Here is a 25,555-nt window from a genome sequence, read left to right as displayed (position 1 = left end):
AAATGAACCGTTTCTGCGCCGGAAGCGCCGCTATTCCAAGGCATTCTGGCCTTCGACGAGCGCGCCGGCATTCGGCACCTGGGCGCTGCGGATCTCAAAACTCTCCCGCGCCTCTACCGGCACGGTCTCGCGACGGCGCAGGCGATGGGTGACGAAGGCGGCGTAGAGGACCGCGACAGCCATCGCGGCATAGATGAACGTCTTGGGGCCGTAGATGGGGGTAAGCGCCGTGACCGCCAGCGGAACGAGCGTCGCCGAAGCCGACCAGGCGACGAGCAGCGTCGAGGCGAGCGGCACGAAATCCTCCGGATCCGTGCGGTCGTTGGCATGTGCATTGGCGATTGAATAGACGCTCTCAACCGCCCCCGCCCAGAGTGCGAAGACCAGAATGAGGATGGCGAAGGCCTGGAATGAGACGAAGAGGGCGGCGACCGCTGTGCCTGAAATCAGCAGGCAAGTGAAGATCAGCACGATGCGCCGGTCGATACGGTCGGACAGGGTGCCGAGCGGATATTGCACGAAGAGCAGGCCGAACTGCATGACGAACATCAGCAGCGCCACATCGGTCTGGCTGACATTGTTGGTGGCGGCGTAGATCGGCGTAAAGCCCTGCACGACCATGGAGAGGCCGCCGGCGGCGAGCACGCCGATGAGGGCGACGGGGGAATTGCGCCAGGCCATGGCGAAATCGACGCTGACGCGGGCGGGCGCCGGCGGCGTCGGCAGCCGGGTGAGGCCGATCGGCAAAAGGGCGATGGTGGTGACGAAGATGGTGACGAGGGGAGCGAGATTGCCGTCGGCCGGCATCTGCCCGAACAGCCAGGCGCCGACGCCCAGCCCCAGCACATAGGCCATGTAGAAGAACGACATGGCCTTGCCGCGCCAGCGGTTGTCGGCCGCGTGGTTCAGCCAGCTCTGCGCGATGATGAAATTGGAATTGCCCGCCGCGCCATAAATGCCGCGCGCCAAAATCCAGACAAGCGGATTGACGCCGAGCGCCACGAGGAAGGCGGCGATGAGGACCAGCGCCATGGAGCACGAGAAGGCGCGCGCATGGCCGACGCGGCGGATGACCGGCCCGGCGAGAATGCAGCCGAGCAGGCCGCCGAAGGCGATGGCCGTGACCGCCGCACCCGGCGTCCACGAGGGCGCATCGGCACGTGACAGCACATAGGGCACATAGGCGAGCATGATGCCGTTGCCGATGGCCACGAAGGTCATCGAGACGACGATGGCGGTGATGGAAAAGAGCGAGGATTCCCGCTGCGTCTCACCTGTCATCTGTCCGCCCTCCCTGATTCTAGCGGCGTCACCATATCCGGGTGATCGATGTCGCATTGTCGCTGGAGCGGCATGGCGGAGAATTATTTTCAGATGGGTTGATGTCCGTTGACTCCACTATAAGAGGCAATTATTCCATAATAATGGAAAGCGAAACGGATCCCCTGGAAAGCGCGATTGGCGAGCGCGTGCGGCTGCTGCGCACTGCGAGGAACCAGACGCTCGACGATCTCGCAAGCGCGTCCGGCGTCAGCCGGGCGATGATCTCGCGCATCGAGCGCGGTGAGGCGAGCCCGACGGCGCAGCTTTTGTCGCGGCTCTGCGCGGCCCTCGACCTGACGCTGTCGGCCTTCTTCGCCTTTTCGCAGGAGGACGGCGATCCGCTGTCGCGACGGGAAAAGCAGACGGTCTGGCGCGATCCGGAAACCGGCTACCAGCGCCGCGCCATCTCGGCGCCGAACACGGTTTCGCGTGTTGAAGTGATCGAGGTGGAGTTCCCGGCTGGTGCGCGCATGGCCTATCCGCCGGAAACGGCGAAGGCGGGCATGACGCAGCATGTCTGGCTGTTTTCCGGCGAACTGCGCATGACGATCAAGGACGTCGTGCACGACCTTCGCCCCGGCGATTGTCTCTACATGAGCATCACCGAGGGCCATATTTTCGAAAACCCCGGCAGTGAACCGGCCCACTATGCCGTGGTGCTGGACCGCGGCCGCACCTGACCCTTGAGGAAGCGATGAGCGATATCAGACTGCTCGACCCTGCCGAAACCCGCGCCCGGCTGGGTGAACTTGCCGACGTGCTGGCCGATTGCGTGACCGGCGGCGCCTCCGTCGGCTTCATGGCGCCCTATGGACCTGATGATGCGCTGCCCTTTTGGGAAGGGGTCGCAACGGCGGTCGGCGAGGATGCGACGCTGCTCTTCGCCGTCGAACGGGAGGGTCGCATCGTCGGCACGGTGCAGGTCGGCATTCGCCAGATGCCGAACCAGCCGCACCGGGCGGACGTCAAGAAGCTGCTGGTCATGGAAAGCGAGCGCGGCCGCGGCCTCGCCCGCGCGCTGATGGCGGCGGCGGAAGCAGAAGCTGTCAGGCGCGGCAAGACCGTGCTGGTGCTCGACACCGCCACCGGCAGCCCCGCCGAGGCCGTCTACGAACGGCTCGGCTGGCAACGCGCCGGCGTCATTCCGGACTACGCGCTCTATCCGGACGGGCGCTATTGCGCGACGACGTTCTTCTACAAGCGCATCGGCGACGGGGCGTAGGCCGCCCGGTCATCAGGACGCATGCCGTGCCGCGTGGATCCTCGGGTCGAACCCGAGGATGACGGGGGAGGAGAAGTTTTGCCGCTCGCCGACGGTGCGGAGCGATGGTGCGGCATGTGGTGCCGGCAATTTGGCCGACGAACATTCCTTCTGTCGTCATCCTCGGGCTTGGACCGAGGATCCACCCTGCACGCTCCCTCTCTGGAGAGGAGCGGTTACACCGCTTCCCAGCCATCCTTCTCGCTGGCGCGGTAGATGGCGTCGATGAGCTTCTGGTTGTTGACCGAGCTTTCGAGCGTCACGATCTCCTCGTTTTCCCCGAGTGCTGCCCGCGTAAAAGCTTCGGCTTCGCGCTTGTACTGGCGGGCGTCCTGGAAGCGGAAGAGCTGGCTTTCGGTATGGCTCTGGTTGGTGAGTTCGAGTTCTTCCGCGCCGTAACGATCGGCGTTGAACGGCGATTTCACCTCGATGAAGCCCTTGTCGCCGTGGAAGACCATGACCTGGCGCTGGGCGAGCTGGGTGGAGACGTAGAAGGACAGTTCGAAATCGCCGAAATCGGCACGCACGCTGGAATAGATGTCGGTGCCGAATTCCGGGTCACGGTCGGTGGTGGCCTGGACGCGGAGCGCTTCCTTGCCGGTGGTGAAGCGCGTGGTGATCGTCGGGTAGACGCCGATATCCGGCAGGCCGCCGCCGCCGAGAGCCGGCACGTTGCGCATGTTGCCGGGATCGCGGTTGTAATAGGTGAAAGCGCCCTGGACGTGGCGCAGCTTGCCGATCGCGCCTTCCGCCAGAAGCGAGCGGACCTTGCGCCAGACGGGGCTGTAGGTGACCATGTAGGCTTCGGAAATCAGCACCTTGTTGCGGTCGCGTGCTTCGATCAGCGCTGCGATCTCGCCGGCATTCAGCGCAATCGGCTTCTCGCACAGCACATGTTTGCCGGCATCCGCCGCCTTGATCGACCATTCGACATGCTGCGCGGTCGGTAGCGGAATGTAGACGGCGTCGATCGTGTCGGATGCGAGCATTTCCTCATAGGAGCCGAAGGCGTGCGGCACGGAAAACCGGTCGGCCATGGCGCGGGCCTTCGCAAGGTCGCGGCTGGCAATGGCGGTGATGACGCAGTTTTCCGCATCCTGGATGGCGGGCACGACAAGTTCGCGGCCGATCTTGGCGGTCGACAGGATTCCGAAACGCAGCATGATGATCTCTCCCTGATTGCGGCGAGAGACTAGTCGCGAGGTACGTTCCTCGCAAGCCGCGAGGCGTTCAAAAAATCGCAGCGGTGCAGCGTGCAATAGGCGCCGCACCGTCCTATGTTCCCTTCGACACTTTTCAGCACGAACCCTTTGGAGGACCTCCATGCAGCATCGCACCCTCGGCAAGACCGGCCTTTCGATCGCGCCCCTCGTCTTCGGCGGCAATGTCTTCGGCTGGACGGCCGACGAAAAGACCTCCTTCGACCTGCTGGATGCCTTCACCGGCGCCGGCTTCAATGCCATCGACACGGCGGATGTCTATTCCCGCTGGGTGCCGGGCAATGAAGGCGGTGAATCGGAGACGATCATCGGCAAGTGGCTGAAGCGCTCCGGTCTTTCCCGCGACAAGGTCGTCGTCATCACCAAGGTCGGCTCCGACATGGGGCAGGGCCGGCGGGACCTGCGCAGGTCGTGGATCATCGAGGCCGTGGAGAAATCTCTGAAGCGGCTGCAGACCGATCATATCGACCTCTACCTCTCGCATTGGCCGGACCCGGAAACGCCCTATGAGGAAACGCTGGAGGCCCATGCCAGCCTCGTGAAAGCGGGCAAGGTGCGGGCCTTCGGCGCCTCGAACCTCGATGCCGGCCAGTTGCAGGCCTCGTTCGAGGCGGCCGACACCGCAGGCCTGCCGCGCTACGGCGCGCTTCAGCCGGAATACAATCTCTACGACCGCGCAGGCTTCGAGGGCGCACTGGCAGGCCTCTGCCAGAGAGAGGAGATCGGCGTTATCACCTATTACAGCCTGGCCTCCGGCTTCCTGACCGGAAAATATCGCACGAAGGCCGATACCGAGGGCAGGGCGCGCGGCGAGGACGTGGCGCACTATTTGGACGACAAGGGCCTGCGCATTCTGGCAGTTCTCGATGAGGTCGCGGCAAAAACCGGCGCAAAGCCGGCGGAAGTCGCGCTGGCCTGGCTGATGGCAAAGCCGGCGGTGACAGCGCCGATCGCCAGCGCCACCAGCCTTGCCCAGCTAGCCAGCCTGACGAAGGCGGCCTCGCTTTCCCTCTCCGCCGAACAGGTTTCGGCACTCGACACGGCAGGAGCCGCATCATGACGCTGACCATCCGCGATCCCATTGAAAGCGACGAAGCGGCCTGGAGGAAACTCTGGGCCGGCTATCTCACCTTCTACAAGACCGAGGTGCCGGAGGAGGTGACGGCCTTCACCTGGGCACGCATTCTCGACGCGGGTTCCCGGGTCTCGATGCGTGTCGCCGTGGAGGACGGCGAAATGCTCGGTTTCGCCATCCATCACTATCACGATTCCACCTGGGACATCGCGCCGGAAGGTTATCTCGAGGACCTTTATGTCGACGAGACGACGCGCGGCAAGGGCGTCGGGCGGGCGCTGGTGGATGACCTTGTCGTGATCTCCAAGCGCAACGGCTGGCGCGGCATCTACTGGCACACCAACGAGGACAATGCCCGCGCCCGCAAGCTCTACGACAGCTATGTCAAGTCGGACGGGCACATCCGCTATCGGCTGCGGACCTGACCTTCAAGGCCATCGCCATGGATTGAGAGGGCGCGTCTTGCCCCTTGTTCAAGGCGGGCAATCGCTTGTGGCACAACGTTGCCGCTTTTCCCTTCTCCCCCGCGGGGAGAAGGTGGCCCGAAGGGTCGGATGAGGGGGCCTGCACGCCGCCTGCCGTTTGCTCCGCCCCCTCATCCCGCTGCCGCGACCTTCTCCCCGCGGGGGAGAAGGGGCTGGTGGCACCGCCTCGCCTCGATAGGCCCGACCTAACTTCTGTAGCGGAAGAAATCGACGAAAGCCCGGAGTGCCGGGCGCATCTGCCGGCGGGACGGGTAGTAGATAGAAAAGCCGTCGAAGGCCGGGCACCAGTCCTCCAGCACGGGGATGAGCCGGCCGGCGCGGATATCCTCGTCGACACGCTGGTCGAAGACATAGGCGAGGCCAGCGCCATCCATCGCCGCGCCGCGCATCAGGCGCTGGTCGGAGACGATCAGTGGTCCCGTGACGTCGACCGTCACCAGCCGTCCATCCTTTTCCAGCTCCCATCGATAGAGCCGGCCGCTCGAAAAGCGCCGGCGGATGCAGCGGTGCTGCATGAGATCGCGCGGCTGCACGGGTTTCGGATGCGTTTCGAAATAGGCGGGTGCGCCGACGATCAGGCCGCGCCACGGGCCGCTCGCCCTGACGGCGATCATATCCGCCTCCAGATGCTCGCCGAGGCGGAAGCCGGCATCGAAACCCTTTTCGACGATGTCCTCGAAGCGGTCGTCGGTGCGCAAATCCAGTTCGATATCCGGATAGGCCGCGAGAAAGGCCGCGAGCCGTGGCATGACGATGTCTTCGGCGGCGATCAGCGGCATGGTGATGCGCAACGGACCGGCCGGGCGGCTTTGCCGGTCGGCAAGTCCCTCCATGACGGCGCCGATATCGGCCAGCGCAGGCGCCAGCGTCTCCAGCAGCAGGCGGCCTTCCTCGGTCGGCGCCACGCTGCGGGTGGTGCGGGCGATGAGGCGCACGCCGAGGCTCGCCTCCAGTGCCGACACCGCGTGGCTGACGGCGGAGGGCGCAATGGCGAGTTCGGCCGCGGCCTTGCGGAAGGAGCGCGCTTCCGCGACGATGGCGAGCACGGCGAGTTGGGAAAGCTGGGTTCGGTTCATTGTTCCAACAGATAGAACAAGCCGTTGGCCTTTGCAGCAATTTTCAGATGAAGCGCCGCACCCTAGATTGGTGTTGTCCGGATGACGGCGGCCGGCCCAACGGCCTGCTTCCCGGTGCCACGAAAAGGATTTTGCCATGAAACACAGAAAACTCGGCCCCCTCGATGTTTCCGCCCTCGGCCTCGGCTGCATGGGCATGAGCCATGCCTACGGCCCTGCCCAGGATGAGACGGCGGCCATCGACACGCTGCACCGTGCCGTCGATCTCGGCGTCACGCTGTTCGACACCGCCGAGGTCTACGGCCCCTACAAGAACGAAATCCTTGTCGGCAAGGCGCTGAAGCCGGTGCGCGACAAGGTGGTGATCGCCACCAAGTTCGGCTTCAGCATCGATCCGAGCAAGCCGGCCGCGCAGATGATGACCGGCACCGACAGCCGGCCGGAAAACGTCAAGGCCGTCGCCGAGGCCTCGCTGAAGCGGCTCGGCATCGAGGTCATCGACCTGTTCTACCAGCACCGCGTCGATCCTGCCGTGCCGATCGAGGAGACGGTGGGCGCCATGGCGGAGCTGGTGCGCGAAGGCAAGGTGAGGGCGCTCGGGCTTTCCGAAGCGGGCGCCGAGACGATCCGCCGGGCACATGCCGTGCATCCGATCGCAGCCCTTCAGAGCGAATACTCGCTGTGGACGCGCGATCCGGAGGAAAACGGCGTGCTGGAAACCTGCCGGGATCTCGGCATCGGCTTCGTGCCCTTCAGCCCGCTCGGCCGCGGTGTTCTGACCGGCGCGCTGAAGAAGCTCGACGGCCTGTCCGCCGATGATTTCCGCCGTTCGCTGCCGCGCTTCGAGGCGGAGAATTTCGATGCCAACCTGGCGCTTGTGGCAGCCCTTGAAGAGATGGCGACGGAGAAGGGCGTGGCCCCGGCACAGCTGGCGCTTGCCTGGGTGCTGGCACAGGGCGACTTCATCGTGCCGATCCCCGGCGCCAGCAAGGTGCCGCACCTCGAGCAGAACGTCGCCGCCGCCGATGTGGTGCTGACCGCTGACGAGGCGGTCCGCCTCGGCGACATGCTGTCGCCGGCGAAGGTGTCCGGCGGGCGCTATTCGCAGCGCATGGCCTCGATGGCCAATCGGTAGGAGACACCGGCTCGGCTTTCCGCGCGCCCCGATCCTCTCCATCGTCATGGTCGGGCCTGACCTGACCATCCACGCCTCGCCCGCGGCATGGATCCTCGGGTCAAGCCCGAGGATGACGGAGGAGAGGTGGTGCGCATTCGGGCGTTGCCGCAGGAGAGAGGTGGAGGTGATGCATCGCACTCCGCCAAGCAAAAAGGCCGCAGAGCGATCCGCGGCCTTTTCAAATCTTTCGGGTGGCCTGCTTACTGGCCGACCGACGATACCATGACGGCGTCGCCGTTTTCGATCGAGACCCAGCGGCCGGCGTGGAACGAGGCCTGGCGCTTCAGGTAGCGGTAGGGCGTCGTCGTCCAGGGTTTTACTTCGTTGTTGAGGTTGTCGAGGATGAAATCACCCTCGGTGGTGCGCACCGTCAGCACGGCGTGGCCTTCGCCGTCCGGCTTGCGCACGACGGTGATCAAGAGGTCGCCGGGGGCAAAACCCTTCTGCATCAGCTTCTTGCGCTTCAGGAGAACGAAATCCTCGCAGTCGCCGGCGCCGTCCGGATAGGACCAGTATTCGTCCTTGCCGTGCAGTTCCTTGTCGGTCATCGGGGTGATGTCGCGATTGACGCTGGCATTGATCTGGCGAATGGCCGACCAGCCGACCTTCGTTACCTTGGCCGGTGCCTGGTTGCGCACGCCGGCGCGGCATTCGGACTTGTAGGTCTGACAGAACTCGTAGTGGCCGATCGGTTGGGAGGTCACGCCGCCGGTCTTCATGGAAAGCGAAGATGCCGGAGCCGTGAAAGCCGAGGAAGAAGAAACGAGGAGCGCAAAAAACGCCGCAGCCCCAGCCTTCGCACCAATCATTCGTGCCATGAAACGTCCCCTAATCGTTAACAAAGAGTTAACGGTCAGGGGGGCGTCTCGTCAATCATCAGAATTGACGATCCGGCAATATGGTTAAAATGCGACCGCCGGAATGCGCAAAAGCCTCATTCCGCGCGGGCGAGCGTTTCCGCCGCTTCCAGGATCTTGGCGATATCCTGCGGGCGTGAAAGGCGGTGATCGCCGTCGCGGATCATGGTCAGAACCACATCGTCGCCGGAAAGGTGCTCCATCAGGCGCACGGCATGGGTATAGGGCACGTCCGGATCCGCCATGCCCTGCAAAATGTGCACCGGGCAGCCGGTCTCGATGACGCCGGTCAGAACACGGTTGTCGCGGCCGTCCTCGATGAGCTTCAGCGTGTAGATGTTCGGATCCGGGCCGTAGGGCGTCGGCTCCTCGAACTGGCCGCGCTCGGTGAGCGCCGTGCGCTCGGCATCCGTCAGGTTCGGCTCGATCAGTTCGGAGGTGAAATCGGGTGCGGGGGCGATGAGAACGAGGCCGGCGACCGCGATGTCCTGGCGCTTGGCCAGTTCGGCGACGGCGCGCAGCGCGATCCAGCCGCCCATGGAGGAGCCGACGAGGACGACGCGGCGCGTGCCGAGGGCCTTTGCGGCATGGTCGATCACGGCGAGCGATTCCTCCAGCCAGCGCGAGATCGTGCCGTCGACGAAGGCGCCGCCCGAGGCGCCGTGGCCGGAATAGTCGAAGCGCACGCAGGCTGTGCCGAGGCGGGCGGCGAGCGCTGCAAGCTCTACCGCCTTGGTGCCGGTCATGTCCGAGCGGTAGCCGCCGAGCCAGACGAAATGGGCAAGCGCATTGCCGGCGGCGGCCGGCTGGAGCGCGATCGCGATCTGCCGGGCATCGTCGCCCCTGCCGACCGCAATGAAGTCTGCCCCGTTGTCCTTCGTCGCCGTCATACCTATCTCCTATCTGCGTCCCGGCCCCGAAAAGCCGGTCTTTTGCCGAAACCTAGACCAGATTCGCGCGTGCAAGGACAGGTGGTGATTTTTTCCACGGGCCGTGCTATTGACTTCGCAAGCGTGATCAACACATTGCCGGAAAACGCCGAAAGGCGGGCAAACGGCCCGGTTGACGCACCTAATTCATACCTGTCGAAACAGTTCGAGGAGAACACGACCATTCGCAGACCTTTTAAAGCGGAAGCTCCCGTCAAGGACGGCCCGCGCTCCAACAAGGAAATCCGGATTCCCCGGGTTCAGCTTATTGACGCCGACGGCAACAACCACGGCACCGTCCCCACCGATCAGGCGCTCCGCATGGCGGAAGAAGCCGGCCTCGATCTCGTTGAGATCTCGCCGAACTCCGAGCCCCCGGTCGTCAAGATCCTTGACCTCGGCAAGCTGAAATACGCCAACCAGAAGAAGGCGGCCGAAGCGCGCAAGAAGCAGAAGATCGTCGAAATCAAAGAAATCAAGATGCGCCCGAACATCGACACCCATGACTATGAGGTGAAGATGAAGGCGATGAACCGCTTCTTTGAAGAGGGCGACAAGGTCAAGGTGACGCTGAAGTTCCGTGGCCGCGAAATGGCCCACCAGGAACTCGGCATGAAGCTCCTGATGCAGGTCAAGGAAGACACGCTGACCATCGCCAAGGTCGAAGCCGAGCCGAAGCTCGAAGGCCGCCAGATGATGATGGTGCTCGCTCCGAAGTGAGCCCCTCTCTCGCGCGTCTACGGACCGCACGGATCGAAGCCGCCTTACGGGGCGGCTTTTCCTTTTTGCACCGGAAACACCAAAACAAGGATTCCGGTTGCGCTTTCGAAGGACTTCGGTTACAAGCCGCCGTCCGAACGGTCCGGCAGGGCATGCCGTGGCCGTTCTTTACGCTGGAGCCGTGCATCGTCACGCGGCTCGAATTCAAAAAGAATGGAGTAGCAAAATGCCCAAGATGAAGACGAAGTCCTCCGCCAAGAAGCGGTTCAAGATCACCGCGACCGGCAAGGTCATTGCGGCTGCCGCCGGCAAGCGCCACGGCATGATCAAGCGTAGCAACAAGTTCATTCGCGACGCGCGCGGCACCATGGTGCTGGCCGAAGCTGATGGCAAGAAAGTCATCAAGAACTACCTGCCCAACGGTCTCTGAGACTATCTGGCACTTTTGATACGTTTAAGGAGATCATGACATGGCACGTGTAAAACGCGGCGTAACTTCCCACGCCAAGCACAAGAAGACACTGAAGGCAGCCAAGGGCTTCTACGGCCGCCGCAAGAACACCATCCGCGCCGCCAAGGCCGCGGTTGACCGTTCGAAGCAGTTCGCCTACCGCGACCGCAAGGTCAACAAGCGCAATTTCCGCGCGCTCTGGATCCAGCGCATCAACGCTGCCGTCCGCGAGCATGGCCTGACCTATGGCCGCTTCGTCGATGGCCTGAACAAGGCCGGCATCGAAGTGGACCGCAAGGTGCTGTCCGACATGGCGATCCATGAGACCGAAGCTTTCGGCGCGCTCGTCGCTGCCTCCAAGAAGGCTCTCGAATACCTCAAGGACGCTGGCACGAAGAACGAGTTTGAAACCGCCGTAAAGTAACCGGCGCTTCCACAACCCAACCTTCGTTTCGTTGTGAAACCCGCGCCGGGGAACCGGTGCGGGTTTTTGCTTGATGGCCACCGCCGAAAACGGGTTCGCACCGTTTCAAAGCACCGTCTTCCGGCGGCGGTCCTCGCCAAGTTTTTATGGCGCACCCGATTGATCGGGCGCGTGCACATGGGTAGTGATCTGCGGCGCTTTCCCGTCGCAACCCGCTATCTGTCGCAGGTTCTCTTGGCCCGCCCGGCCGACGCAAGCAAAGCAGGTAAAGATGACTGAACTCGACACACTGGAACAGCAGCTCCTCGCCGACATTGCCGCGGCCTCCGACGAAGCGGCGATCGAAGCCGTGCGCGTGGGCGCGCTTGGCAAGAAGGGCTCCGTCTCCGACCTTTTGAAGACGCTCGGCACCATGTCGCCGGAAGAGCGCCAGACGCGCGGTGCGGCGATCAACGCGCTGAAGACCCGCGTGACCGACGCGATCGGCGAGCGCAAGACGGCGCTGCGCGACGCGGCGATCGATGCCCGCCTCAAGGCCGAGACGGTCGATGTCAGCCTGCCGGTCCGCTCCTCGCCGGCCGAGCGCGGCCGTATCCACCCGATCAGCCAGATCGTCGACGAAATCACCGCGATCTTCGCCGATATGGGTTTTTCCATTGCCGAAGGTCCGGATATCGAGACGGACTATTATAACTTCACGGCGCTGAATTTCCCCGAAGGCCACCCCGCCCGCGAGATGCACGACACGTTCTTCTTCCCGGCGGACGAGAACGGTGGACGCAAGGTGCTGCGCACGCACACCTCGCCCGTGCAGATCCGCACGATGGAAGCGCAAAAGCCGCCGATCCGTATCATCATTCCCGGCAAGACCTACCGCCAGGACAGTGACGCCACCCATTCGCCGATGTTCCACCAGGTCGAAGGCCTCGTGGTCGACAAGAAGGCGAATGTCGCCAACATGCGCTGGGTGCTGGAAGAGTTCTGCAAGGCCTTCTTCGAGGTCGACAGCGTCACCATGCGCTTCCGCCCGTCGTTCTTCCCGTTCACCGAGCCGTCCTTCGAGGTCGACATCCAGTGCGATCGTTCGTCCGGCCCGATCGTCAAGTTCGGCGAGGGCACCGACTGGATGGAAATCCTCGGCTGCGGCATGGTTCACCCGAACGTCCTGCGCGCCGGCGGGCTCGATCCCGACGAATACCAGGGCTTTGCCTGGGGCATGGGCCTCGACCGCATCGCCATGCTGAAATACGGCATGCCGGACCTGCGCGACTTCTTCAACGCCGACGTCCGCTGGCTCAGCCACTACGGCTTCCGTCCGCTCGACATGCCGACCCTGTTCGGCGGCCTCAGCGCGTAACCGGCATCCAAGGAGAAACATCATGAAATTCACGCTCTCCTGGCTGAAGGATCATCTCGACACCGACGCGTCGCTGGAAGACATCTGTGCGAAGCTGACGGCGATCGGGCTTGAAGTGGAAGAGGTCGACGACAAGGCGGCGTTCAAGCCCTTCGTCATCGCCAGGGTCATCTCGGCCGAACAGCATCCGAATGCCGACAAGCTGCGCGTGCTGATGGTCGATACCGGCAAGGGTGATCCGATCCAGGTCGTCTGCGGCGCGCCGAATGCGCGTACCGGCCTCGTCGGCGCCTTTGCGGCGCCCGGCACTTACGTGCCCGGCATCGACGTGACGCTCGCCGTCGGCACGATCCGCGGCGTCGAGAGCCGCGGCATGATGTGCTCGGAGAAGGAACTGGAAATCTCCGACAACCATGACGGCATCATCGACCTGCCGGCCGATGCGCCGGTCGGTGAGAGCTATGCCGCCTATGCCGGCCTCGACGATCCGGTCATCGAGATCAACCTGACGCCGAACCGTCCGGACTGCACGAGCATTTTTGGTATTGCCCGCGACCTCGCCGCTTCCGGCCTCGGCACGCTCAAGGCACCGAAGGCGCCGTCCTTCGCGGTCGAAGGCGAGACGCCGGTCAAGGTAAAGCTCGATCTCGGCGCTGACGAGCATCTCTGCCCGGGCTTCGCGCTGCGCCTCGTGCGTGGCGTCAAGAACGGCCCGAGCCCGCGCTGGATGCAGCAGCGGCTGCTGGCGATCGGCCTTCGCCCGATCAACGCGCTCGTCGATATTACCAACTACATGACCTTCGATCAGGGCCGTCCGCTGCACGTGTTCGACGCGGCCAAGGTGAAGGGCAATCTCGTCGTGCGCCGCGCGACGGAAGGCGAAAAGGTGCTGGCGCTCGATACGCGCGAATACACGCTGAACCCGGGCAACGTCGTCATCGCCGATGACAATGGCGTGGAATCGATCGGCGGCATCATGGGCGGCGAGCATTCGGGCTGCGACGCGGACACCACGGATGTGCTGATCGAATCGGCACTGTGGGACCCGATGAATGTCGCCAAGACCGGCCGGTCGCAGGGCATCATCACCGATGCGCGCTACCGCTTCGAGCGTGGCGTCGATCCGCAATACATGGTGCCGGGCCTCGAGCGCGCCACCGAACTGGTGCTGGAGCTGTGCGGTGGCACGCCGGCGAAGACCGACGTCGTTGGCTACAAGGGCTATGACGCCAAGGTCGTCGATTTCCCATTCACGGAAGTCAAGCGCCTGACGGGCCTCGAAGTTTCCTCGGAAGAGAGCGTGGACATACTGACCCGCCTCGGCTTCACGGTCACGGGCTCCGGCGAGCGCGTCTCCGTCGCGGTTCCTTCCTGGCGCCCGGATGTCGATGGCAAGGCCGACCTCGTCGAAGAGGTCATGCGCATCCACGGCGTCGACAATATCAAGCCGGCGCCGCTCGAAAGCCATGGCGCGGTGAACGGCCGCATCCTGACCACGCTGCAGATCCGCTCGCGCCTTGCCAAGCGCGCGCTTGCCTCGCGCGGCATGATGGAGGCCGTCACCTGGTCGTTCATCCCGAAGGCCCATGCCGAACTCTTCGGCGGCGGGGCGGCTTCGCTTGCACTCTCGAACCCGATTGCGGCTGACATGTCCGACATGCGGCCCTCGCTGCTGCCGGGCCTGCTGGCGGCTGCCCAGCGCAATGCCGACAAGGGCTTTGGCGACGTTGCGCTCTTCGAGGTCTCCGGCACCTACGAAAACGACAGGCCGGAAGGCCAGCGTCGCGTCGCCGGCGGTATCCGTCGTGGCACGGCCTCGCTCGCCGGCTCCGGTCGTCTGTGGTCGAATGCCGCCAAGGGCGGTGGCAAGGCAGTCGATATCTATGACGCCAAGGCCGATGCGCTCGCGGTGATCGAGGCCTGCGGCCTGCCGATGGGCAATGTGCAGATCGAGGCCGGTGCGCCGGCCTGGTACCATCCGGGCCGCTCCGGCACGATCAAGATAGGCCCGAAGATCGTTCTCGGCTATTTTGGCGAGTTCCACCCGAAGGCGCTCGGCGCGCTCGACGTGTCCGGTGCGCTCGCCGGCTTCGAGATCTATGTCGATGCCATGCCGGAGCCGAAGAAGAAGGCGACCCGCACCAAGCCGGCGCTCGAGCTCTCGCCCTTCCAGGCCGTGAAGCGCGACTTTGCCTTCGTCGTCGACAAGACGGTGGATGCGGGCGCGATCGTGCGCGCGGCGACGGGTGCCGACCGCAAGCTGATTTCGACCGTCAGCGTCTTCGACGTGTTCGAGGGCGCGTCCGTCGGTGAGGGCAAGAAGTCGATCGCCATCGAGGTCGTCATCCAGCCGACCGACAAGACCCTGACCGACGAGGATTTCGAGGCGCTGACCGCCAAGATCGTCGGCAATGTCGTCAAGACCACGGGCGGCGCATTGCGCGCCTGATCGATTGGAGAGCGGGGCGGAAACGCCCCGCTTTACGGCTTTGTGAGCGACGGTCGCATTTTGTGAACGTACCGTAATCGCTTTCCTGCTTGAAGATTGGTTAGCGAGATCTTAATTATTCCCAAGGGAGGACATTGAGGTCGAAATGGATTCTATTGCCAATCTTCTGCCCCTCGCCATCATGGGCGGCGGCGTTTATCTGTTCTTTCGCTGGGTCGTGCGCGACATGAACCGCCCGACCGGGCGCTAGCCTTTCTCACGCATTGCCGATCAGCACACCCGCCGCCAGCACGAGGCTGCCGCCGAGCACGACCTGCATTGCAGCGCGCAGGAACGGCGTCTCCATGTAGCGGTTCTGGATGAAGGCGATCGCCCAGAGTTCAATGAACACGACGACGATGGCGATGGTCGTCGCCAGCATGAAATTCGGGATCAGATAGGGCAGCGCGTGGCCGAGGCCGCCGAGCGCCGTCATGATGCCGGAGGCGAGGCCGCGTTTGACCGGCGAACCGCGGCCGGACAGCTTGCCATCGTCGTGTGCCGCCTCCGTGAAGCCCATCGAGATGCCGGCGCCCACCGAGGCCGACAGGCCGACCAGAAACGTCTGCCAGGTATCCTGCGTGGCGAAGGCTGCGGCGAAGATCGGCGCGAGCGTCGAGACCGAGCCGTCCATCAGGCCGGCAAGGCCCGGCTGCACATAGGTCAATACGAATTGCCGCCGGGACGTCTGGTCCTCCTCGGCCTTCACGTTTACAGGCGTGTGTTCCTCGCCAAGCCGGCGGGCGAGCGTTTCATGTGACTTTTCCGCCAGCGCCAGGTCGCCGAGCAGTTTTCGGGTCGCGGCATCCTGCGTGCGCGACGCAGCTTCCAGGTAGAAGCGGTGCGCCGCCTCTTCCATCGCCTCGGCCTGGTCGCGGATCTTTTCGATCGGCATGTTGTGGATTAGCCAGTCGGGCTTGCGCTCCGGGAAGTCGCGCACAAATTCCCGCCGGACCAGCGGGATGCGATCGCCAAAGCGCGCGATGTGCCGGTCGATCAGCATCTGGCGATGCTGGCTTTCCTCCGCCGCCATCTCTTCGAAGACACGGGCGGAGTGCGGATAGGCATCGCGCAGCGCATCCGCATAGGCGAGGTAGATGCGACCGTCGTCCTCCTCGGAGGAAATCGCGAGCGCCAGGATTTCCTGTTCGCTCAAGGATTCGAGGCTGCGTTTGCCGGGGCGGAGAAGGCGTGAGAGCATCTGCAAGTATCCAGTTTAGAATTATTCTAAATATAAGACATGGAGCCTTTTGGTCAAGCTCGACAGGATGCCGCGGCTGCGGCTAGAGTGGCGGATATGAGACTGTGAAGGACGAGATGTGACTGCTGCCTTGAAGCCGCTTTCCCTAGGCCGCGACACGCTGCTCGACCGCCTCGGCCGTCGCGTTGCCGACCGGCTGCAAAGCCAGACCTCCGGCTACGAGCCCTACACGCCCTCCGACCCGGAAACGCTGGCGCGCACGCTCAGGCCCGGCGATATCCTGCTCGTCGAGGGCAACCAGAAGGTCTCGGCGGTGATCAAGTATCTGACGCAGTCCACCTGGTCGCATGCAGCCCTCTTCGTCGGCGACGAGACCCCGCTGACGCTCGACCAGGCGACCTTGACCTCGGTGGAGCGCCCACAGCTCATCGAGGTCAATCTCGGCGAGGGCTGCATCGCCGTGCCGCTCACCAAATACCGCACCTACAACACGCGCATCTGCCGACCGGTCGGGCTGACGCCGGAGGACCGCAATGCGCTGGTCTCGTTCATGGTCTCGCGCCTCGGCCTCAAATACGACCTGAAGAATATCACGGATATGCTGCGATACTTCATGCCGGCACCGCCTGTGCCTGTACGCTGGCGCCGCCGCATGCTGGCCTTCGGCTCGGGTGACCCGACGCGGGCGATCTGCTCGACGCTGATCGCCGAGGGCTTCGAACGCATCCGCTATCCGATCCTGCCGGAAATCACCCGCGCCCCCGGCCATGCGGCCGCTACCTCGACCTATTCGCGCGAGGAAATCCTGCATATCCGCCATCACTCGCTCTATACGCCGCGCGACTTCGACCTCTCGCCCTATTTCGAGATCGTCAAGCCGACGCTGGAATACGGGTTCGACTACAAGCGGCTGGAATGGGCGCCGGGGCGAGAAGGGCCTTAATTCACTCCAGTCCGGCCCTGCGGCGATCGGCCAGATTGTACCGGCACGGAAAGCTTCCTATCTTCCGTCCATGAGCGAAACCGATCCAGACCGTCTTTCCCACTTCGCCGCCATGCGCGTCCGCGCGCAGGCCGAGATGCAGGCGATCGGCGTCACCGCCGATTTCATTCCGCTGCTGGTGGAGACGTTTTACGGTCGGGTGCGGGCGCATCCGGAGCTTGGCCCGGTCTTCGACGGCCGGCTGAACGGTCGCTGGCCCGAGCATATGGAAAAGATGAACCGCTTCTGGTCCGCCGTCGCCTTCAAGGACGGCAGCTATGGCGGCAAGCCGGTCATGGCGCATCAGGGTGTTCAGGGCATGAACCCGCCGCTGTTTACGACCTGGCTCGGCCTGTTTTCCGATACCCTCGACGATATTGCGCCTTCACCGGAAGCAAAGGCGTGGTTCATGGCGACGGCCGAGCGAATCGCGAAGAGCCTGGTGCTCTCCCTCTTCTACAACCCGGCCGACGACGACCCGCGGCTCAAGCGGGCCTGAAGCCCGCTTGAGCACCTTTCTGGATTTTCTTTAGTTCTTGAGCGGCGAGATGGCGATTTCGACGCGGCGGTTCTGCGCGCGGCCGGCCTCGGTCGCGTTGGAGGCGATCGGGCGCTCCAGACCGTAACCGATCGCCGACATGCGCCGCGGATCGACACCGCGCGATGCCAGATAGTTGGCGACCGAATTGGCGCGGCGGTTGGAGAGATCCAGGTTGTAGCCGGCATTGCCGACCGAGTCGGTGTGGCCGTCGACATCGATCAGCGTCCTGTCGAACTTGCGCAGCACGATCGCGACGGAATCAAGCGTCGGGTAGAATGGCGGGATCACCTGGTCCTGACCCGTAGCGAACGTGACGTTCGACGGCATGTTGAGGATGATGCGGTCGCCGTCGCGGGTGACCGAGATGCCGGTGCCCTGAAGCTGCGCGCGCAGCTCGGATTCCTGCGTGTCCATGTAATTGCCGATGGCGCCACCGGCGAGCGCGCCGATGCCCGCACCGATCAGCGCGGCGTTGCGGCGCTGCACCGGGTTGTTGCCGATGAGCAGGCCGGCGACCGCGCCCATGCCAGCGCCGATCGCGGCGCCGCCTGCAGTGTTCGAGACCTTCCGCTCGCCCGTATAGGGATCGGTGGTCGTGCAGCCAGTAAGATAGACCGCGGCAAGCGCGACAATTGCGTATTTCTTGTACATTGAGGCGTCCCCGAGAATTCGATGATTCTGCTTGAACCTACCGATTGCGGCAGGAACATGAAAGGGGGCGGTCCTTTTGCCTAGGCTTCACCGCCGCCGCTCGAGGTCACGCCGGCGCTGGCCGCGACCACAAGTGCCGTGCCGAGCATCTGGAAGGGCGTCATCGGCTGGCTGAGCACGAGGAAGCCGGCCAGCGCGCCGAGCGCCGGCTCGAGGCTCATCAGGATGCCGAAGGCCGCCATCGGCATGCGCCGCAGTGCCGTCATTTCCAGCGCGTAGGGGATCAGCGGCACGAGAAGGGCAAGGCCAAGCATCATGCCGAGCCCTTCCGGGCTCATCGCCTCATGCGCCCGCGGCAGGCCGAAGGGTGCTGCGACCATGGCGGCTACGATCAGCGACATGGACAGCCCTTCGAGCCCCTTGAAGAGCTTGCCGGACTTTTTCATCAGGATGATGTAGGTGCCCCAGCCGACGCCGGCACCACAGGCGAAGAGCATGCCGACGGGGTCACCGACCCAGCCGCTGCCATCATGCGAGAGCAGCACCACGCCGATGAAGGCCGCGAGCGGCCAGATCAGCCGCCAGCCGCCGCCAAGCCCCCATGTCGCAACGGCAAGCGGCCCGAGAAACTCGATCGCCACGGCAAGCCCGAGCGGAATGCGCCCGATTGCCGCGAAGAAGCAGAGCGTCATCGCGGCCATGGTGGCGCCGAGCGCCAGCGCGCTCTTCCATTGCTGGCGGCTGTAGGAGCGCATCGGCGGGCGCACGATGGCGGCGAGGATCGCCGCCGCCATGACGAGGCGCAGGAAGGTCGTGGCGAACGGCCCGAAATCGGCGATCGCCGTCGCGGAAAAGGCCGCGCCGAACTGGATGCACGACATGGAGGCGAAACAGAGCAGGATGCCTGTGATGAGCCCCGCATTTCCCGAGCCCGAAAGCCCGCCGCCTGCCGCTACCTGTTGATCTGCCATGTTGAAACCTTCCCGGCACGCGCCATGCTATCGTCACGGGAAAGCCCCCTCATCCGACCCTTTGGGCCACCTTCTCCCCGCTGGGGAGAAGGGAAACGCGGCGCCGTATATCTTCCCCTTCTCCCCAGCGGGGAGAAGGTGCCGGCAGGCGGATGAGGGGGGCTTCACATGAACCGTCCCTCACTCCTAGAGGAGGGTCTGCCATCCGACAAATGGATAATCGTGACGTCTTGCTTCAGGAAAATTGATGCTGGTCTCAGCCGGCAATGCCCTTCAGCGTGTTGGCGACATTGAGGCCGATCTCCGGCACGCCGTAACCGCCTTCCATGACGACGAGCACCGGCACGCCGCTGGCGGCGACCGCGCGGCCCATCGTGATGTAGTCAGCCGAGACGAGCTTGAAGAAGGAGATCGGGTCTTTTTCGAACGTGTCGACGCCGAGCGACAGGACGATCGCTTCCGCGCCGAAAGCGGCGATGCGCTTCAGCGCGTCGTGAAGGGCGGCCTCCCAGACGGAGTAGGGCGTGCCGGGCGGCATCGGATAGTTTTGCGTCGTGCCAACACCTGCGCCCTTGCCGGTCTCTTCCGCGTAGCCGAGGAAATGCGGAAAGGCCTCGGCCGGATCGCCGTGCAGCGAGGCGAAATAGACGTCGCCGCGCTCGTAGAAAATGTCCTGCGTGCCGTTGCCGTGGTGGAAATCGACGTCGAGCACGGCGACCTTCTTGGCGCCCTTGTCGAGGACGCGCTGGGCGGCGACGGCGGCGTTGTTGATGAAGCAGTAGCCGCCGAAACTGTCGATGCCGGCATGGTGGCCGGGCGGACGGCAGAGCGCGAAGGCGGCCTTTTCACCGCCCGCCACGATATCGGTCGCCGTCAGCGCGGTCTGCATGGAGGAGACGGCTGCCTCCCAGGTGCCGGGCGAGATCGCCGTTTCGGCGGCGTTGCAATAGTAGCCGAGCAGGCCGTCGATCTGGGTCGGGATGCGCGGCGAGGTGCGGCGCACGGGAAACGACGTGGCGATCGCCTCGCCGTTATAGCCCGCCGCCTTCCACTGGTCCCAGGCGGTTTCGAGGAAGGAAAGGTAGCCGGCATCGTGTACCTTCAGCGCGGTCTCGAGCCCGTGGCGTTCCGGTGCTGCAATGTCGGTAAAGCCGGCATCCTTGACCGCGGCCAGAATCCATTCCGCCCGGAACGGCGCCTCGAACGGCGGCACGAGTTCGCCGCCGTAAAGTTCGCTGCGGGCGTTCCTGAGCTTGTGGTCCTCGGAAAAGATAACGCGCATGAAAGGCTCCCATTGTCATTCGGGCGCGACGGTAGTGCATTTTGCGAGAGAGGGGAATCTCTCCTGCGGGGTAGGTTTCTGCTTTGTTGCCGGGCCGCAAACGGCCTTCGCCCCCGCTTGCGGCGAGGGCAATCCTACCGGGTTGAAGAGCGGTTCCTTCCTCCCCTTCTCCCCAGCGGGGAGAAGGTGCCGGCAGGCGGATGAGGGGGCCAAGCGGATGATGGTTTTGGTTTTCGTGCCTTCGGCAACCCCCTCATCCCGCTGCCGCGACCTTCTCCCCGCTGGGGAGAAGGGGTTTTGGGCTGCTGTATAGTCCTATTGGCAATTGTTGCGCTTGCGGCGAGGTCGAAAGCAGACGCGTGGCTCCGTCAGGCGAGGATGGCGCGCTGCTGCCGGCCAAGGCCGATCTGCTTGAGGAGCAGGATATCGGCGACGGCAACGGCAGCGACCGCGATGAGGCCGATGCCGGTCAGCGTCAGGCCGTCGCGGGCGACGAGGAGGACGGCGATGCTGCCGAGTATCCACAGCGCGTCACCGATGATGGCAAAGCGCACCGCGGCGGGCGAGGGCCGCTCCTGCCGGCCGACGGCGAGGTGGAAGGCGCCCCAGAGCAGGAAGAAGGCGGCGAAGCCGTTGACGATGGCGGGCGTCGCATGGGGGCCGACAAGGGCACTGACCGGGCCGGAAAAGGCGAAGAGGCCGGCGGCGGTGACGACAGAGAACACGCCGTCGAAGAGCATGATGGACTTCAGCAGATTGCGGTTGAGGGTGGCGAACATGATGGGCTCCTTTCGTTTCGATGGGCCAATCCTGCCGGGAGCCGTGCGGCAAACCAATTACCTTTGAGGTAATGGAAATCATGCCGTGCCTCATGTTTAGTGCGCGGGACATGGGAGGAGTGAAGCAATGGAATTCGGAGACCATCTCAAGGAGTGGCGCGGCCACCGGCGCATGAGCCAGCTGGAGCTGGCGACCGAGGCCGGCATTTCGTCGCGCCACCTGTCCTTTCTGGAGACCGGCCGCTCGCGCCCGTCCGAGGGCATGATCCTCAGGCTTTCCGCCGTACTCGACATTCCGGCACGCGACCAGGGCATGCTGTTTTCCGCCGCCGGGTTTCGCCCGCGCTTCGCGACGACGCCGGCCGCCAGCCTTGCGGCCTTCCCGCCGGCGGTGGCGGAAGCGATCGGCCTCATCCTGGGGCGGCACGATCCCTATCCCGGTGTCGTCTTCGACCACGAATACAATGTGCTGACCGCCAACCAGGCGTTTCTCGGGCTTGCCGGCATGGCGGGCATTGCGGTGTCGCCGGGCGACAATTTTCTCGATGCCTATCTCGGCGCAACGCCGCTGCGCTCCATCGTCGTCAACTGGGCGCAGTCGGCGGCCGATCTGGTGCATCGCATCAGGGCGGAAGCCTGGTTGCAGGGGCCGCGCAGCCCGCTCTCCAAGCGCATCGAGCGACTGGCGGCGGCGGCGGATATTCAGGCTGCGCTCCAGGCGTTCCCGGAAACCGACCGGCTGCCCATCCTGCCAATTGAAATGAAGATCGGCGCGAAGCGCTTCAACTGGATCACCACGCTCACTTCTTTCGGCTCGGTGCAGGATGCGCTGGTGCAGGGCGTGCTGATCGAGAGCTTTTTCCCGGCGGATGCCGAGACGCGGGCTCATTTCGAGGGCGAGGAGGCGCCGAAGACGAAGCGGGAATAGCCGAGGAACGACCAGACCATCGCGACGAGCGAGGCGACGGCGACGGCAAGAACCGGCCAGAGCGTCGGGAAGGCGAGCACGAGCGCCGAATAGACGGCGTAGTTCAGCACCGCTGCGCTGATACCGACGCCGCCATAGCGCGCGCCTTCCGCGGCGAGGCTACGGTCGCTGCGTCCGAAGGTGAAGGTGCGGTTCAGCCAGAAGGTGAAGAGCATGGCGGCCGCGATGGCAAAGAGCCGCGCGACGAGCGGCCCGAGCGGCGTCGCCCAGAGAAGAAGGGCAAGGATGCCCGCATCGACGAGGAAGCCGGCGGCGCCGGCAACCGCGAAGAGCAGGACGCGTTTCATGCGGCGCGGGACCGCGTTGCCGGTGCCTCCACCGGCCGGGCGCGGCGGCGGTGACCGCTCTGGATGGCGGGCAGGCCCATATAGTGGATGCGCAATTGCTCGGCGCGGGCGCGGGCAAGCGAATCGAGGATCATGCCGGCCGAGAAGACCAGGAAGGACATCATCATCAGCACCAGCGAGAACACCCAGGTCGGCATGCGGTCGACGAGGCCGGTGCGGAAATAATCGGCAAGGACCGGCGCCATGAAGGTGAGGCTCGCCAGCATGAAGAGGCCGCTGATCGCGCCGAAGAAGGCAAAGGGCCGCGTCTCCTTCATCAGCATGGCGAACATCCAGAGAATTTTTGCGCCGTCGCGGAAGGTCGAGAGTTTCGAATGCGAGCCTTCCGGCCGGCGACCGTAATCGAGTTCCAGTTCGGCGATCGGCAGGCGCAGGCGCGAAGCATGCACCGACATTTCCGTCTCGATCTCGAAACCGCCGGAGACGGCGGGAAAACTCTTGGCGAAGCGGCGCGAGAAGGCGCGGTAACCCGAAAAAATGTCGGAGAAATCGTTGCCGAACAGCGAGCGGAACAGCGTGTTGAAGATGCGGTTGCCGAAGGCGTGGCCCTGGCGTCCGGCATCGGCGCGCACGTTGCGGCGCGTGCCGACGACCATGTCCGCGCCCTCGGTGATCAGCGTGCGGACGAGTTCCGGCGCATCGGATGCGGCATAGGTGCCGTCGCCGTCGGCCATGAGGTAGATGTCCGCGTCGATATCGGAGAACATGCGGCGTACCACATTGCCCTTGCCCTGGCGGCGCTCGCGCACGACGGTGGCACCAGCAAGGGCTGCGCGGAGCGCCGTCGAATCGGTGGAATTGTTGTCGTAGACATAGACGCGGGCGGACGGCAGGGCGGCGCGGAAGGCCGTCACGACGTCGCCGATGGTCTGTGCCTCGTTGTAGCAGGGCAGCAGAACGGCAATCTCGAGGTCTTCCAGCAAGGCTTCCGTCATGACGACGCGTTCTCCCGTCCGGCCGCCTCATGCGACCGCTGGTTTTACTATTTCTTGAGAAGGTTAAGGCTAGGTTTCGCACACGGTTCCAATGGTGGACGAAGGGGCGAAACGTGCTGAAAAACCTGCCTGCGGCCCTGTCGCTCGCAAGCCCCGAGGCGCCATCGCGCCGCGAGGGCATGACGCTGGGCGTGCTCGCGGCCTATTCCCTCCTTACGATCGTTCTGCTGCTGGCGATAACGCTGCCCTTTGCGACCGACTATGTCGGCCCCGACAATGACGACACGATGCGGCTCGTGATGGTGCGCGATCTGATCGCCGGCCAGAACTGGTTCGACACGACCCAGTACCGCCTCGGCCTCGACGGCGGCACCACGATGCACTGGTCGCGGTTCGTCGACCTGCCGATCGCCAACCTCATCGGCTTCTTCTCGCTGTTCACCGGGCCGGAGCGGGCGGAAGCGCTGGCGCTCGCCGTGTGGCCGGCGTTCCTCGTCGTGCCGACGTTCTTCGGCATGGGGCTCGCGGCCTATCGCCTCGGCGGCACTGTTGCCATGCATGCGACGCTGGTGCTGACGACGATCTTCATTCTCTCGGTTAACCGCTTCCAGCCCGGCGCGATCGACCATCACAATCTCCAGATCGCGCTCATTGCCTGCATCGCCGCCATGCTGCTCGACCCTGCAAAACAGGCCCGCGATCATGCCATCGCCGGGGCGCTTTCCGGTTTCGCCATTGCCATCGGCGCGGAAACGACGCCGCTGATCGGCGCCGTCTGCATCGTGGTGGCGCTGCGCTGGGTCTGGCATGGGCAGGCCTTTCGCGAGGCTGCGGCCGCTTTCGGCCTCGCCCTGGCCTTGACGGTAACCATCGCCTTCTTTTCGACCGTCGCGCCGTCGCACTATGGACAGGTTACCTGCGACAGCCTTTCCTACGGCTTCTACGCGCTCGCCACCTTCGGCGGCGGCATACTTTTCCTGACGGTGTCGCTCACCAGCGCCTGGTCACTTGCCGGACGGGTCGGCGCGCTCGCTGGTGCCGGGGTGGTGGTGGCCGCCGCGGTCCTGCTGATTGCGCCAGGCTGCCTTGCCAACCCGCTGGACACGCTCGATCCGCTGCTGAAAACCTTCTGGCTTGCCGGCGTGATCGAAGCGCAATCGCTGTTTGCCCAGTTCCGCCTCGATCCGGGCTCCATTGGCGGCTTTTATGCGGTGGGCCTCTTTGCGATCCTGGTCTGCCTGTGGCGGATCCGGCGCGGCGACCGCGTGGAAGCCCATCTGGTGCTGCTCACGCTGCTTGTCGTCGCCTATGCCGTGACGCTTATCCAGATCCGCGGCGCGATCTTCTCCAACCTGCTGTCCGCCTTGCCGCTTGGCCTGCTGATTGCCGATCTGCGCCACGCCTCCCATGTCGATCCGAAGAACCTGAAACGCGGGCTTGTTTTCGTCGCTGCGACGCTTGCCGCCGTGCCGGCGAGCTGGGCGCTGGCGGGCGCACTGCTGCCTGGCCGGTCGCAGGACATCCTGGCGGCCGAAATCTCCGAGGATGCGGCGCCGCGGCAAGCCTGCAACGACCAGGCGGCGATGGCACCGCTTGCCGGCGAGCCGACCGGCGTGGTCGCGGCGGCGTCCGATCTTGGCGCATCGACCCTGCGCTTTACGCGCCACCGCGTTCTGTCGGCGCCCTATCACCGCAACCAGGGCGGAATGCTGACGGAACTGCATATCGGCCTGTCCAATCCGCACCAGGCCGAGGCCTTTCTGCGCGGTGCGAAGGTGACGCTCGTCGCCTTCTGCGAAACCGACACGCAGACCCACAACATTGCCGGCGCCGAACCCGAAGGCCTCTATGCCAATCTCCTCAAGGGCCGGGTGCCGGCCTATCTGGAGCCGGTCGCGGGCACGGAGACGGCGGCGTTGCGGCTCTACCGGGTGCGGCCGGAATAGAGGGCCGGCCCGTTCCGGGACGCGGCGCCTGACAACCAAGTGTGCTGGGGATGCGGCCTTTGCGGGCCTGTCATCGGCAAGCAAACGCA

At 64.5% G+C, this 25,555-nt stretch carries 26 protein-coding genes; 14 read left to right on the top strand and 12 right to left on the bottom strand.

The window, feature by feature from the left end; translation table 11 throughout:
* Nucleotides 1–30: 30 nt before the first annotated feature.
* A complete protein-coding gene (locus ACT6VE_RS18780; RefSeq protein WP_444800043.1) occupies nt 31–1,281 on the bottom strand; it encodes an MFS transporter in 1,251 nt (416 codons plus the stop codon).
* A gap of 143 nt (nt 1,282–1,424) precedes the next feature.
* On the opposite strand from ACT6VE_RS18780, the gene ACT6VE_RS18775 reads away from it, so the two are divergent.
* Both ACT6VE_RS18775 and ACT6VE_RS18770 read left to right on the top strand, forming a co-directional pair.
* On the top strand, nt 1,425–2,003 hold the full coding sequence (locus ACT6VE_RS18775) for a helix-turn-helix domain-containing protein (RefSeq protein ID WP_444800042.1): 579 nt from the start codon (nt 1,425–1,427) through the stop codon (nt 2,001–2,003).
* Nucleotides 2,004–2,017: 14 nt separating this feature from the next.
* Nucleotides 2,018–2,545, top strand: coding sequence for a GNAT family N-acetyltransferase (locus ACT6VE_RS18770; RefSeq protein ID WP_444800041.1), 528 nt, complete (start codon nt 2,018–2,020; stop codon nt 2,543–2,545).
* 215 nt (nt 2,546–2,760) lie between these two features.
* Here ACT6VE_RS18770 and ACT6VE_RS18765 read toward each other — a convergent pair whose 3' ends face one another.
* On the bottom strand, nt 2,761–3,747 hold the full coding sequence (locus ACT6VE_RS18765; protein WP_069060333.1) for a Gfo/Idh/MocA family protein: 987 nt from the start codon (nt 3,745–3,747) through the stop codon (nt 2,761–2,763).
* Nucleotides 3,748–3,907: 160 nt separating this feature from the next.
* Here ACT6VE_RS18765 and ACT6VE_RS18760 point away from each other — a divergent pair, with 160 nt between their 5' ends.
* Together ACT6VE_RS18760 and ACT6VE_RS18755 are read left to right on the top strand one after the other, a co-directional pair.
* Nucleotides 3,908–4,864, top strand: a complete 957-nt coding sequence (locus ACT6VE_RS18760; RefSeq protein ID WP_444800040.1) for an aldo/keto reductase — start codon at nt 3,908–3,910, stop codon at nt 4,862–4,864.
* On the top strand, nt 4,861–5,304 hold the full coding sequence (locus ACT6VE_RS18755; RefSeq protein ID WP_444800039.1) for a GNAT family N-acetyltransferase: 444 nt from the start codon (nt 4,861–4,863) through the stop codon (nt 5,302–5,304). Before ACT6VE_RS18760 ends, ACT6VE_RS18755 begins: the two co-directional genes overlap by 4 nt.
* A gap of 245 nt (nt 5,305–5,549) precedes the next feature.
* Here the strand turns inward: ACT6VE_RS18755 and ACT6VE_RS18750 are convergent, their stop codons facing one another.
* Nucleotides 5,550–6,440 (bottom strand): LysR substrate-binding domain-containing protein, encoded by an 891-nt coding sequence (locus ACT6VE_RS18750; protein WP_444800038.1) that lies wholly within the window; start codon nt 6,438–6,440, stop codon nt 5,550–5,552.
* A 136-nt stretch (nt 6,441–6,576) separates the two neighbouring features.
* Here ACT6VE_RS18750 and ACT6VE_RS18745 point away from each other — a divergent pair, with 136 nt between their 5' ends.
* Nucleotides 6,577–7,575, top strand: a complete 999-nt coding sequence (locus tag ACT6VE_RS18745; RefSeq protein WP_444800037.1) for an aldo/keto reductase — start codon at nt 6,577–6,579, stop codon at nt 7,573–7,575.
* A 242-nt stretch (nt 7,576–7,817) separates the two neighbouring features.
* Here ACT6VE_RS18745 and ACT6VE_RS18740 read toward each other — a convergent pair whose 3' ends face one another.
* Both ACT6VE_RS18740 and ACT6VE_RS18735 read right to left on the bottom strand, forming a co-directional pair.
* Nucleotides 7,818–8,435, bottom strand: a complete 618-nt coding sequence (locus ACT6VE_RS18740) for a transglutaminase-like cysteine peptidase (RefSeq protein WP_444800036.1) — start codon at nt 8,433–8,435, stop codon at nt 7,818–7,820.
* 116 nt (nt 8,436–8,551) lie between these two features.
* Nucleotides 8,552–9,364: an alpha/beta hydrolase gene (locus ACT6VE_RS18735; RefSeq protein ID WP_444800035.1), complete on the bottom strand. Its 813-nt coding sequence runs from the start codon at nt 9,362–9,364 to the stop codon at nt 8,552–8,554.
* Nucleotides 9,365–9,586: 222 nt separating this feature from the next.
* On the opposite strand from ACT6VE_RS18735, the gene infC reads away from it, so the two are divergent.
* The 5 genes from infC (at nt 9,587) to pheT (ending at nt 14,804) form a co-directional block, all read left to right on the top strand.
* Nucleotides 9,587–10,123 carry a translation initiation factor IF-3 gene (gene infC / locus ACT6VE_RS18730; protein ID WP_444800192.1) on the top strand — a complete coding sequence of 179 codons (537 nt, stop codon included), beginning with the start codon at nt 9,587–9,589 and terminating at the stop codon, nt 10,121–10,123.
* Nucleotides 10,124–10,349: 226 nt separating this feature from the next.
* The gene (gene rpmI, locus ACT6VE_RS18725) at nt 10,350–10,553 is read left to right on the top strand and encodes a 50S ribosomal protein L35 (protein WP_444800034.1); all 204 of its coding nucleotides are present in this window, start codon (nt 10,350–10,352) and stop codon (nt 10,551–10,553) included.
* A 40-nt stretch (nt 10,554–10,593) separates the two neighbouring features.
* Nucleotides 10,594–10,998 (top strand): 50S ribosomal protein L20, encoded by a 405-nt coding sequence (gene rplT, locus ACT6VE_RS18720; RefSeq protein ID WP_444800033.1) that lies wholly within the window; start codon nt 10,594–10,596, stop codon nt 10,996–10,998.
* Nucleotides 10,999–11,269: 271 nt separating this feature from the next.
* Nucleotides 11,270–12,355, top strand: a complete 1,086-nt coding sequence (pheS, locus tag ACT6VE_RS18715; protein ID WP_444800032.1) for a phenylalanine--tRNA ligase subunit alpha — start codon at nt 11,270–11,272, stop codon at nt 12,353–12,355.
* Between the two features lie 22 nt (nt 12,356–12,377).
* Nucleotides 12,378–14,804, top strand: a complete 2,427-nt coding sequence (pheT, locus tag ACT6VE_RS18710) for a phenylalanine--tRNA ligase subunit beta (RefSeq protein WP_444800031.1) — start codon at nt 12,378–12,380, stop codon at nt 14,802–14,804.
* A 256-nt stretch (nt 14,805–15,060) separates the two neighbouring features.
* Here pheT and mbfA read toward each other — a convergent pair whose 3' ends face one another.
* Nucleotides 15,061–16,044, bottom strand: a complete 984-nt coding sequence (mbfA, locus tag ACT6VE_RS18705) for an iron exporter MbfA (protein WP_444800030.1) — start codon at nt 16,042–16,044, stop codon at nt 15,061–15,063.
* A 118-nt stretch (nt 16,045–16,162) separates the two neighbouring features.
* Here mbfA and ACT6VE_RS18700 point away from each other — a divergent pair, with 118 nt between their 5' ends.
* The gene (locus ACT6VE_RS18700; RefSeq protein ID WP_444800029.1) at nt 16,163–16,987 is read left to right on the top strand and encodes a lipo-like protein; all 825 of its coding nucleotides are present in this window, start codon (nt 16,163–16,165) and stop codon (nt 16,985–16,987) included.
* A 70-nt stretch (nt 16,988–17,057) separates the two neighbouring features.
* The gene (locus tag ACT6VE_RS18695) at nt 17,058–17,525 is read left to right on the top strand and encodes a group III truncated hemoglobin (RefSeq protein ID WP_444800028.1); all 468 of its coding nucleotides are present in this window, start codon (nt 17,058–17,060) and stop codon (nt 17,523–17,525) included.
* A 30-nt stretch (nt 17,526–17,555) separates the two neighbouring features.
* Here the strand turns inward: ACT6VE_RS18695 and ACT6VE_RS18690 are convergent, their stop codons facing one another.
* The 4 genes from ACT6VE_RS18690 to ACT6VE_RS18675 form a co-directional block, all read right to left on the bottom strand.
* Entirely contained in the window at nt 17,556–18,218 is a 663-nt protein-coding gene (locus tag ACT6VE_RS18690; protein WP_444800027.1) for an OmpA family protein, read from the bottom strand.
* An 80-nt stretch (nt 18,219–18,298) separates the two neighbouring features.
* Nucleotides 18,299–19,189, bottom strand: a complete 891-nt coding sequence (locus ACT6VE_RS18685; RefSeq protein ID WP_444800026.1) for an EamA family transporter — start codon at nt 19,187–19,189, stop codon at nt 18,299–18,301.
* Nucleotides 19,190–19,445: 256 nt separating this feature from the next.
* Complete coding sequence (locus tag ACT6VE_RS18680) at nt 19,446–20,471, bottom strand: histone deacetylase family protein (protein WP_444800025.1); 1,026 nt, start codon at nt 20,469–20,471, stop codon at nt 19,446–19,448.
* 368 nt (nt 20,472–20,839) lie between these two features.
* A complete protein-coding gene (locus ACT6VE_RS18675; protein WP_444800024.1) occupies nt 20,840–21,250 on the bottom strand; it encodes a hypothetical protein in 411 nt (136 codons plus the stop codon).
* Between the two features lie 127 nt (nt 21,251–21,377).
* Between ACT6VE_RS18675 and ACT6VE_RS18670 the strand changes: the two genes are divergently transcribed.
* Nucleotides 21,378–22,178, top strand: coding sequence for an MmyB family transcriptional regulator (locus ACT6VE_RS18670; RefSeq protein WP_444800023.1), 801 nt, complete (start codon nt 21,378–21,380; stop codon nt 22,176–22,178).
* Here ACT6VE_RS18670 and ACT6VE_RS18665 read toward each other — a convergent pair.
* Both ACT6VE_RS18665 and ACT6VE_RS18660 read right to left on the bottom strand, forming a co-directional pair.
* Complete coding sequence (locus tag ACT6VE_RS18665) at nt 22,136–22,525, bottom strand: GtrA family protein (RefSeq protein ID WP_444800022.1); 390 nt, start codon at nt 22,523–22,525, stop codon at nt 22,136–22,138. The two genes, ACT6VE_RS18670 and ACT6VE_RS18665, sit on opposite strands and share 43 nt — an antisense overlap.
* Nucleotides 22,522–23,520 (bottom strand): glycosyltransferase, encoded by a 999-nt coding sequence (locus tag ACT6VE_RS18660; protein WP_444800021.1) that lies wholly within the window; start codon nt 23,518–23,520, stop codon nt 22,522–22,524. Before ACT6VE_RS18660 ends, ACT6VE_RS18665 begins: the two co-directional genes overlap by 4 nt.
* 179 nt (nt 23,521–23,699) lie before the next feature.
* Here ACT6VE_RS18660 and ACT6VE_RS18655 point away from each other — a divergent pair, with 179 nt between their 5' ends.
* Nucleotides 23,700–25,466 (top strand): hypothetical protein, encoded by a 1,767-nt coding sequence (locus ACT6VE_RS18655; RefSeq protein WP_444800191.1) that lies wholly within the window; start codon nt 23,700–23,702, stop codon nt 25,464–25,466.
* Nucleotides 25,467–25,555: the final 89 nt, after the last annotated feature.

It is taken from the genome of Shinella sp. (genome assembly GCF_052438155.1).
Lineage (GTDB): Bacteria > Pseudomonadota > Alphaproteobacteria > Rhizobiales > Rhizobiaceae > Shinella.
The sequence above is the reverse complement of the archived record's forward strand: the minus strand, read 5'-3'. Positions and strand labels throughout refer to the sequence as shown.

Excerpts from the sequence above, each read along its gene's own strand:
- ACT6VE_RS18675 (WP_444800024.1), bottom strand. The coding sequence starts at position 21,250 with ATGTTCGCCACCCTCAACCGCAATCTGCTGAAGTCCATCATGCTCTTC.
- ACT6VE_RS18780 (WP_444800043.1), bottom strand. The coding sequence starts at position 1,281 with ATGACAGGTGAGACGCAGCGGGAATCCTCGCTCTTTTCCATCACCGCC.
- ACT6VE_RS18685 (WP_444800026.1), bottom strand. The coding sequence starts at position 19,189 with ATGGCAGATCAACAGGTAGCGGCAGGCGGCGGGCTTTCGGGCTCGGGA.
- rpmI (WP_444800034.1), top strand. The coding sequence starts at position 10,350 with ATGCCCAAGATGAAGACGAAGTCCTCCGCCAAGAAGCGGTTCAAGATC.
- ACT6VE_RS18765 (WP_069060333.1), bottom strand. The coding sequence starts at position 3,747 with ATGCTGCGTTTCGGAATCCTGTCGACCGCCAAGATCGGCCGCGAACTT.
- rplT (WP_444800033.1), top strand. The coding sequence starts at position 10,594 with ATGGCACGTGTAAAACGCGGCGTAACTTCCCACGCCAAGCACAAGAAG.
- ACT6VE_RS18760 (WP_444800040.1), top strand. The coding sequence starts at position 3,908 with ATGCAGCATCGCACCCTCGGCAAGACCGGCCTTTCGATCGCGCCCCTC.
- ACT6VE_RS18665 (WP_444800022.1), bottom strand. The coding sequence starts at position 22,525 with ATGAAACGCGTCCTGCTCTTCGCGGTTGCCGGCGCCGCCGGCTTCCTC.
- ACT6VE_RS18740 (WP_444800036.1), bottom strand. The coding sequence starts at position 8,435 with ATGGCACGAATGATTGGTGCGAAGGCTGGGGCTGCGGCGTTTTTTGCG.
- ACT6VE_RS18660 (WP_444800021.1), bottom strand. The coding sequence starts at position 23,520 with ATGACGGAAGCCTTGCTGGAAGACCTCGAGATTGCCGTTCTGCTGCCC.
- pheS (WP_444800032.1), top strand. The coding sequence starts at position 11,270 with ATGACTGAACTCGACACACTGGAACAGCAGCTCCTCGCCGACATTGCC.
- ACT6VE_RS18770 (WP_444800041.1), top strand. The coding sequence starts at position 2,018 with ATGAGCGATATCAGACTGCTCGACCCTGCCGAAACCCGCGCCCGGCTG.
- ACT6VE_RS18775 (WP_444800042.1), top strand. The coding sequence starts at position 1,425 with ATGGAAAGCGAAACGGATCCCCTGGAAAGCGCGATTGGCGAGCGCGTG.
- ACT6VE_RS18755 (WP_444800039.1), top strand. The coding sequence starts at position 4,861 with ATGACGCTGACCATCCGCGATCCCATTGAAAGCGACGAAGCGGCCTGG.
- ACT6VE_RS18750 (WP_444800038.1), bottom strand. The coding sequence starts at position 6,440 with ATGAACCGAACCCAGCTTTCCCAACTCGCCGTGCTCGCCATCGTCGCG.
- ACT6VE_RS18695 (WP_444800028.1), top strand. The coding sequence starts at position 17,058 with ATGAGCGAAACCGATCCAGACCGTCTTTCCCACTTCGCCGCCATGCGC.
- ACT6VE_RS18745 (WP_444800037.1), top strand. The coding sequence starts at position 6,577 with ATGAAACACAGAAAACTCGGCCCCCTCGATGTTTCCGCCCTCGGCCTC.
- mbfA (WP_444800030.1), bottom strand. The coding sequence starts at position 16,044 with ATGCTCTCACGCCTTCTCCGCCCCGGCAAACGCAGCCTCGAATCCTTG.
- ACT6VE_RS18655 (WP_444800191.1), top strand. The coding sequence starts at position 23,700 with ATGACGCTGGGCGTGCTCGCGGCCTATTCCCTCCTTACGATCGTTCTG.
- ACT6VE_RS18690 (WP_444800027.1), bottom strand. The coding sequence starts at position 18,218 with ATGTACAAGAAATACGCAATTGTCGCGCTTGCCGCGGTCTATCTTACT.
- pheT (WP_444800031.1), top strand. The coding sequence starts at position 12,378 with ATGAAATTCACGCTCTCCTGGCTGAAGGATCATCTCGACACCGACGCG.
- ACT6VE_RS18735 (WP_444800035.1), bottom strand. The coding sequence starts at position 9,364 with ATGACGGCGACGAAGGACAACGGGGCAGACTTCATTGCGGTCGGCAGG.
- ACT6VE_RS18680 (WP_444800025.1), bottom strand. The coding sequence starts at position 20,471 with ATGCGCGTTATCTTTTCCGAGGACCACAAGCTCAGGAACGCCCGCAGC.
- ACT6VE_RS18670 (WP_444800023.1), top strand. The coding sequence starts at position 21,378 with ATGGAATTCGGAGACCATCTCAAGGAGTGGCGCGGCCACCGGCGCATG.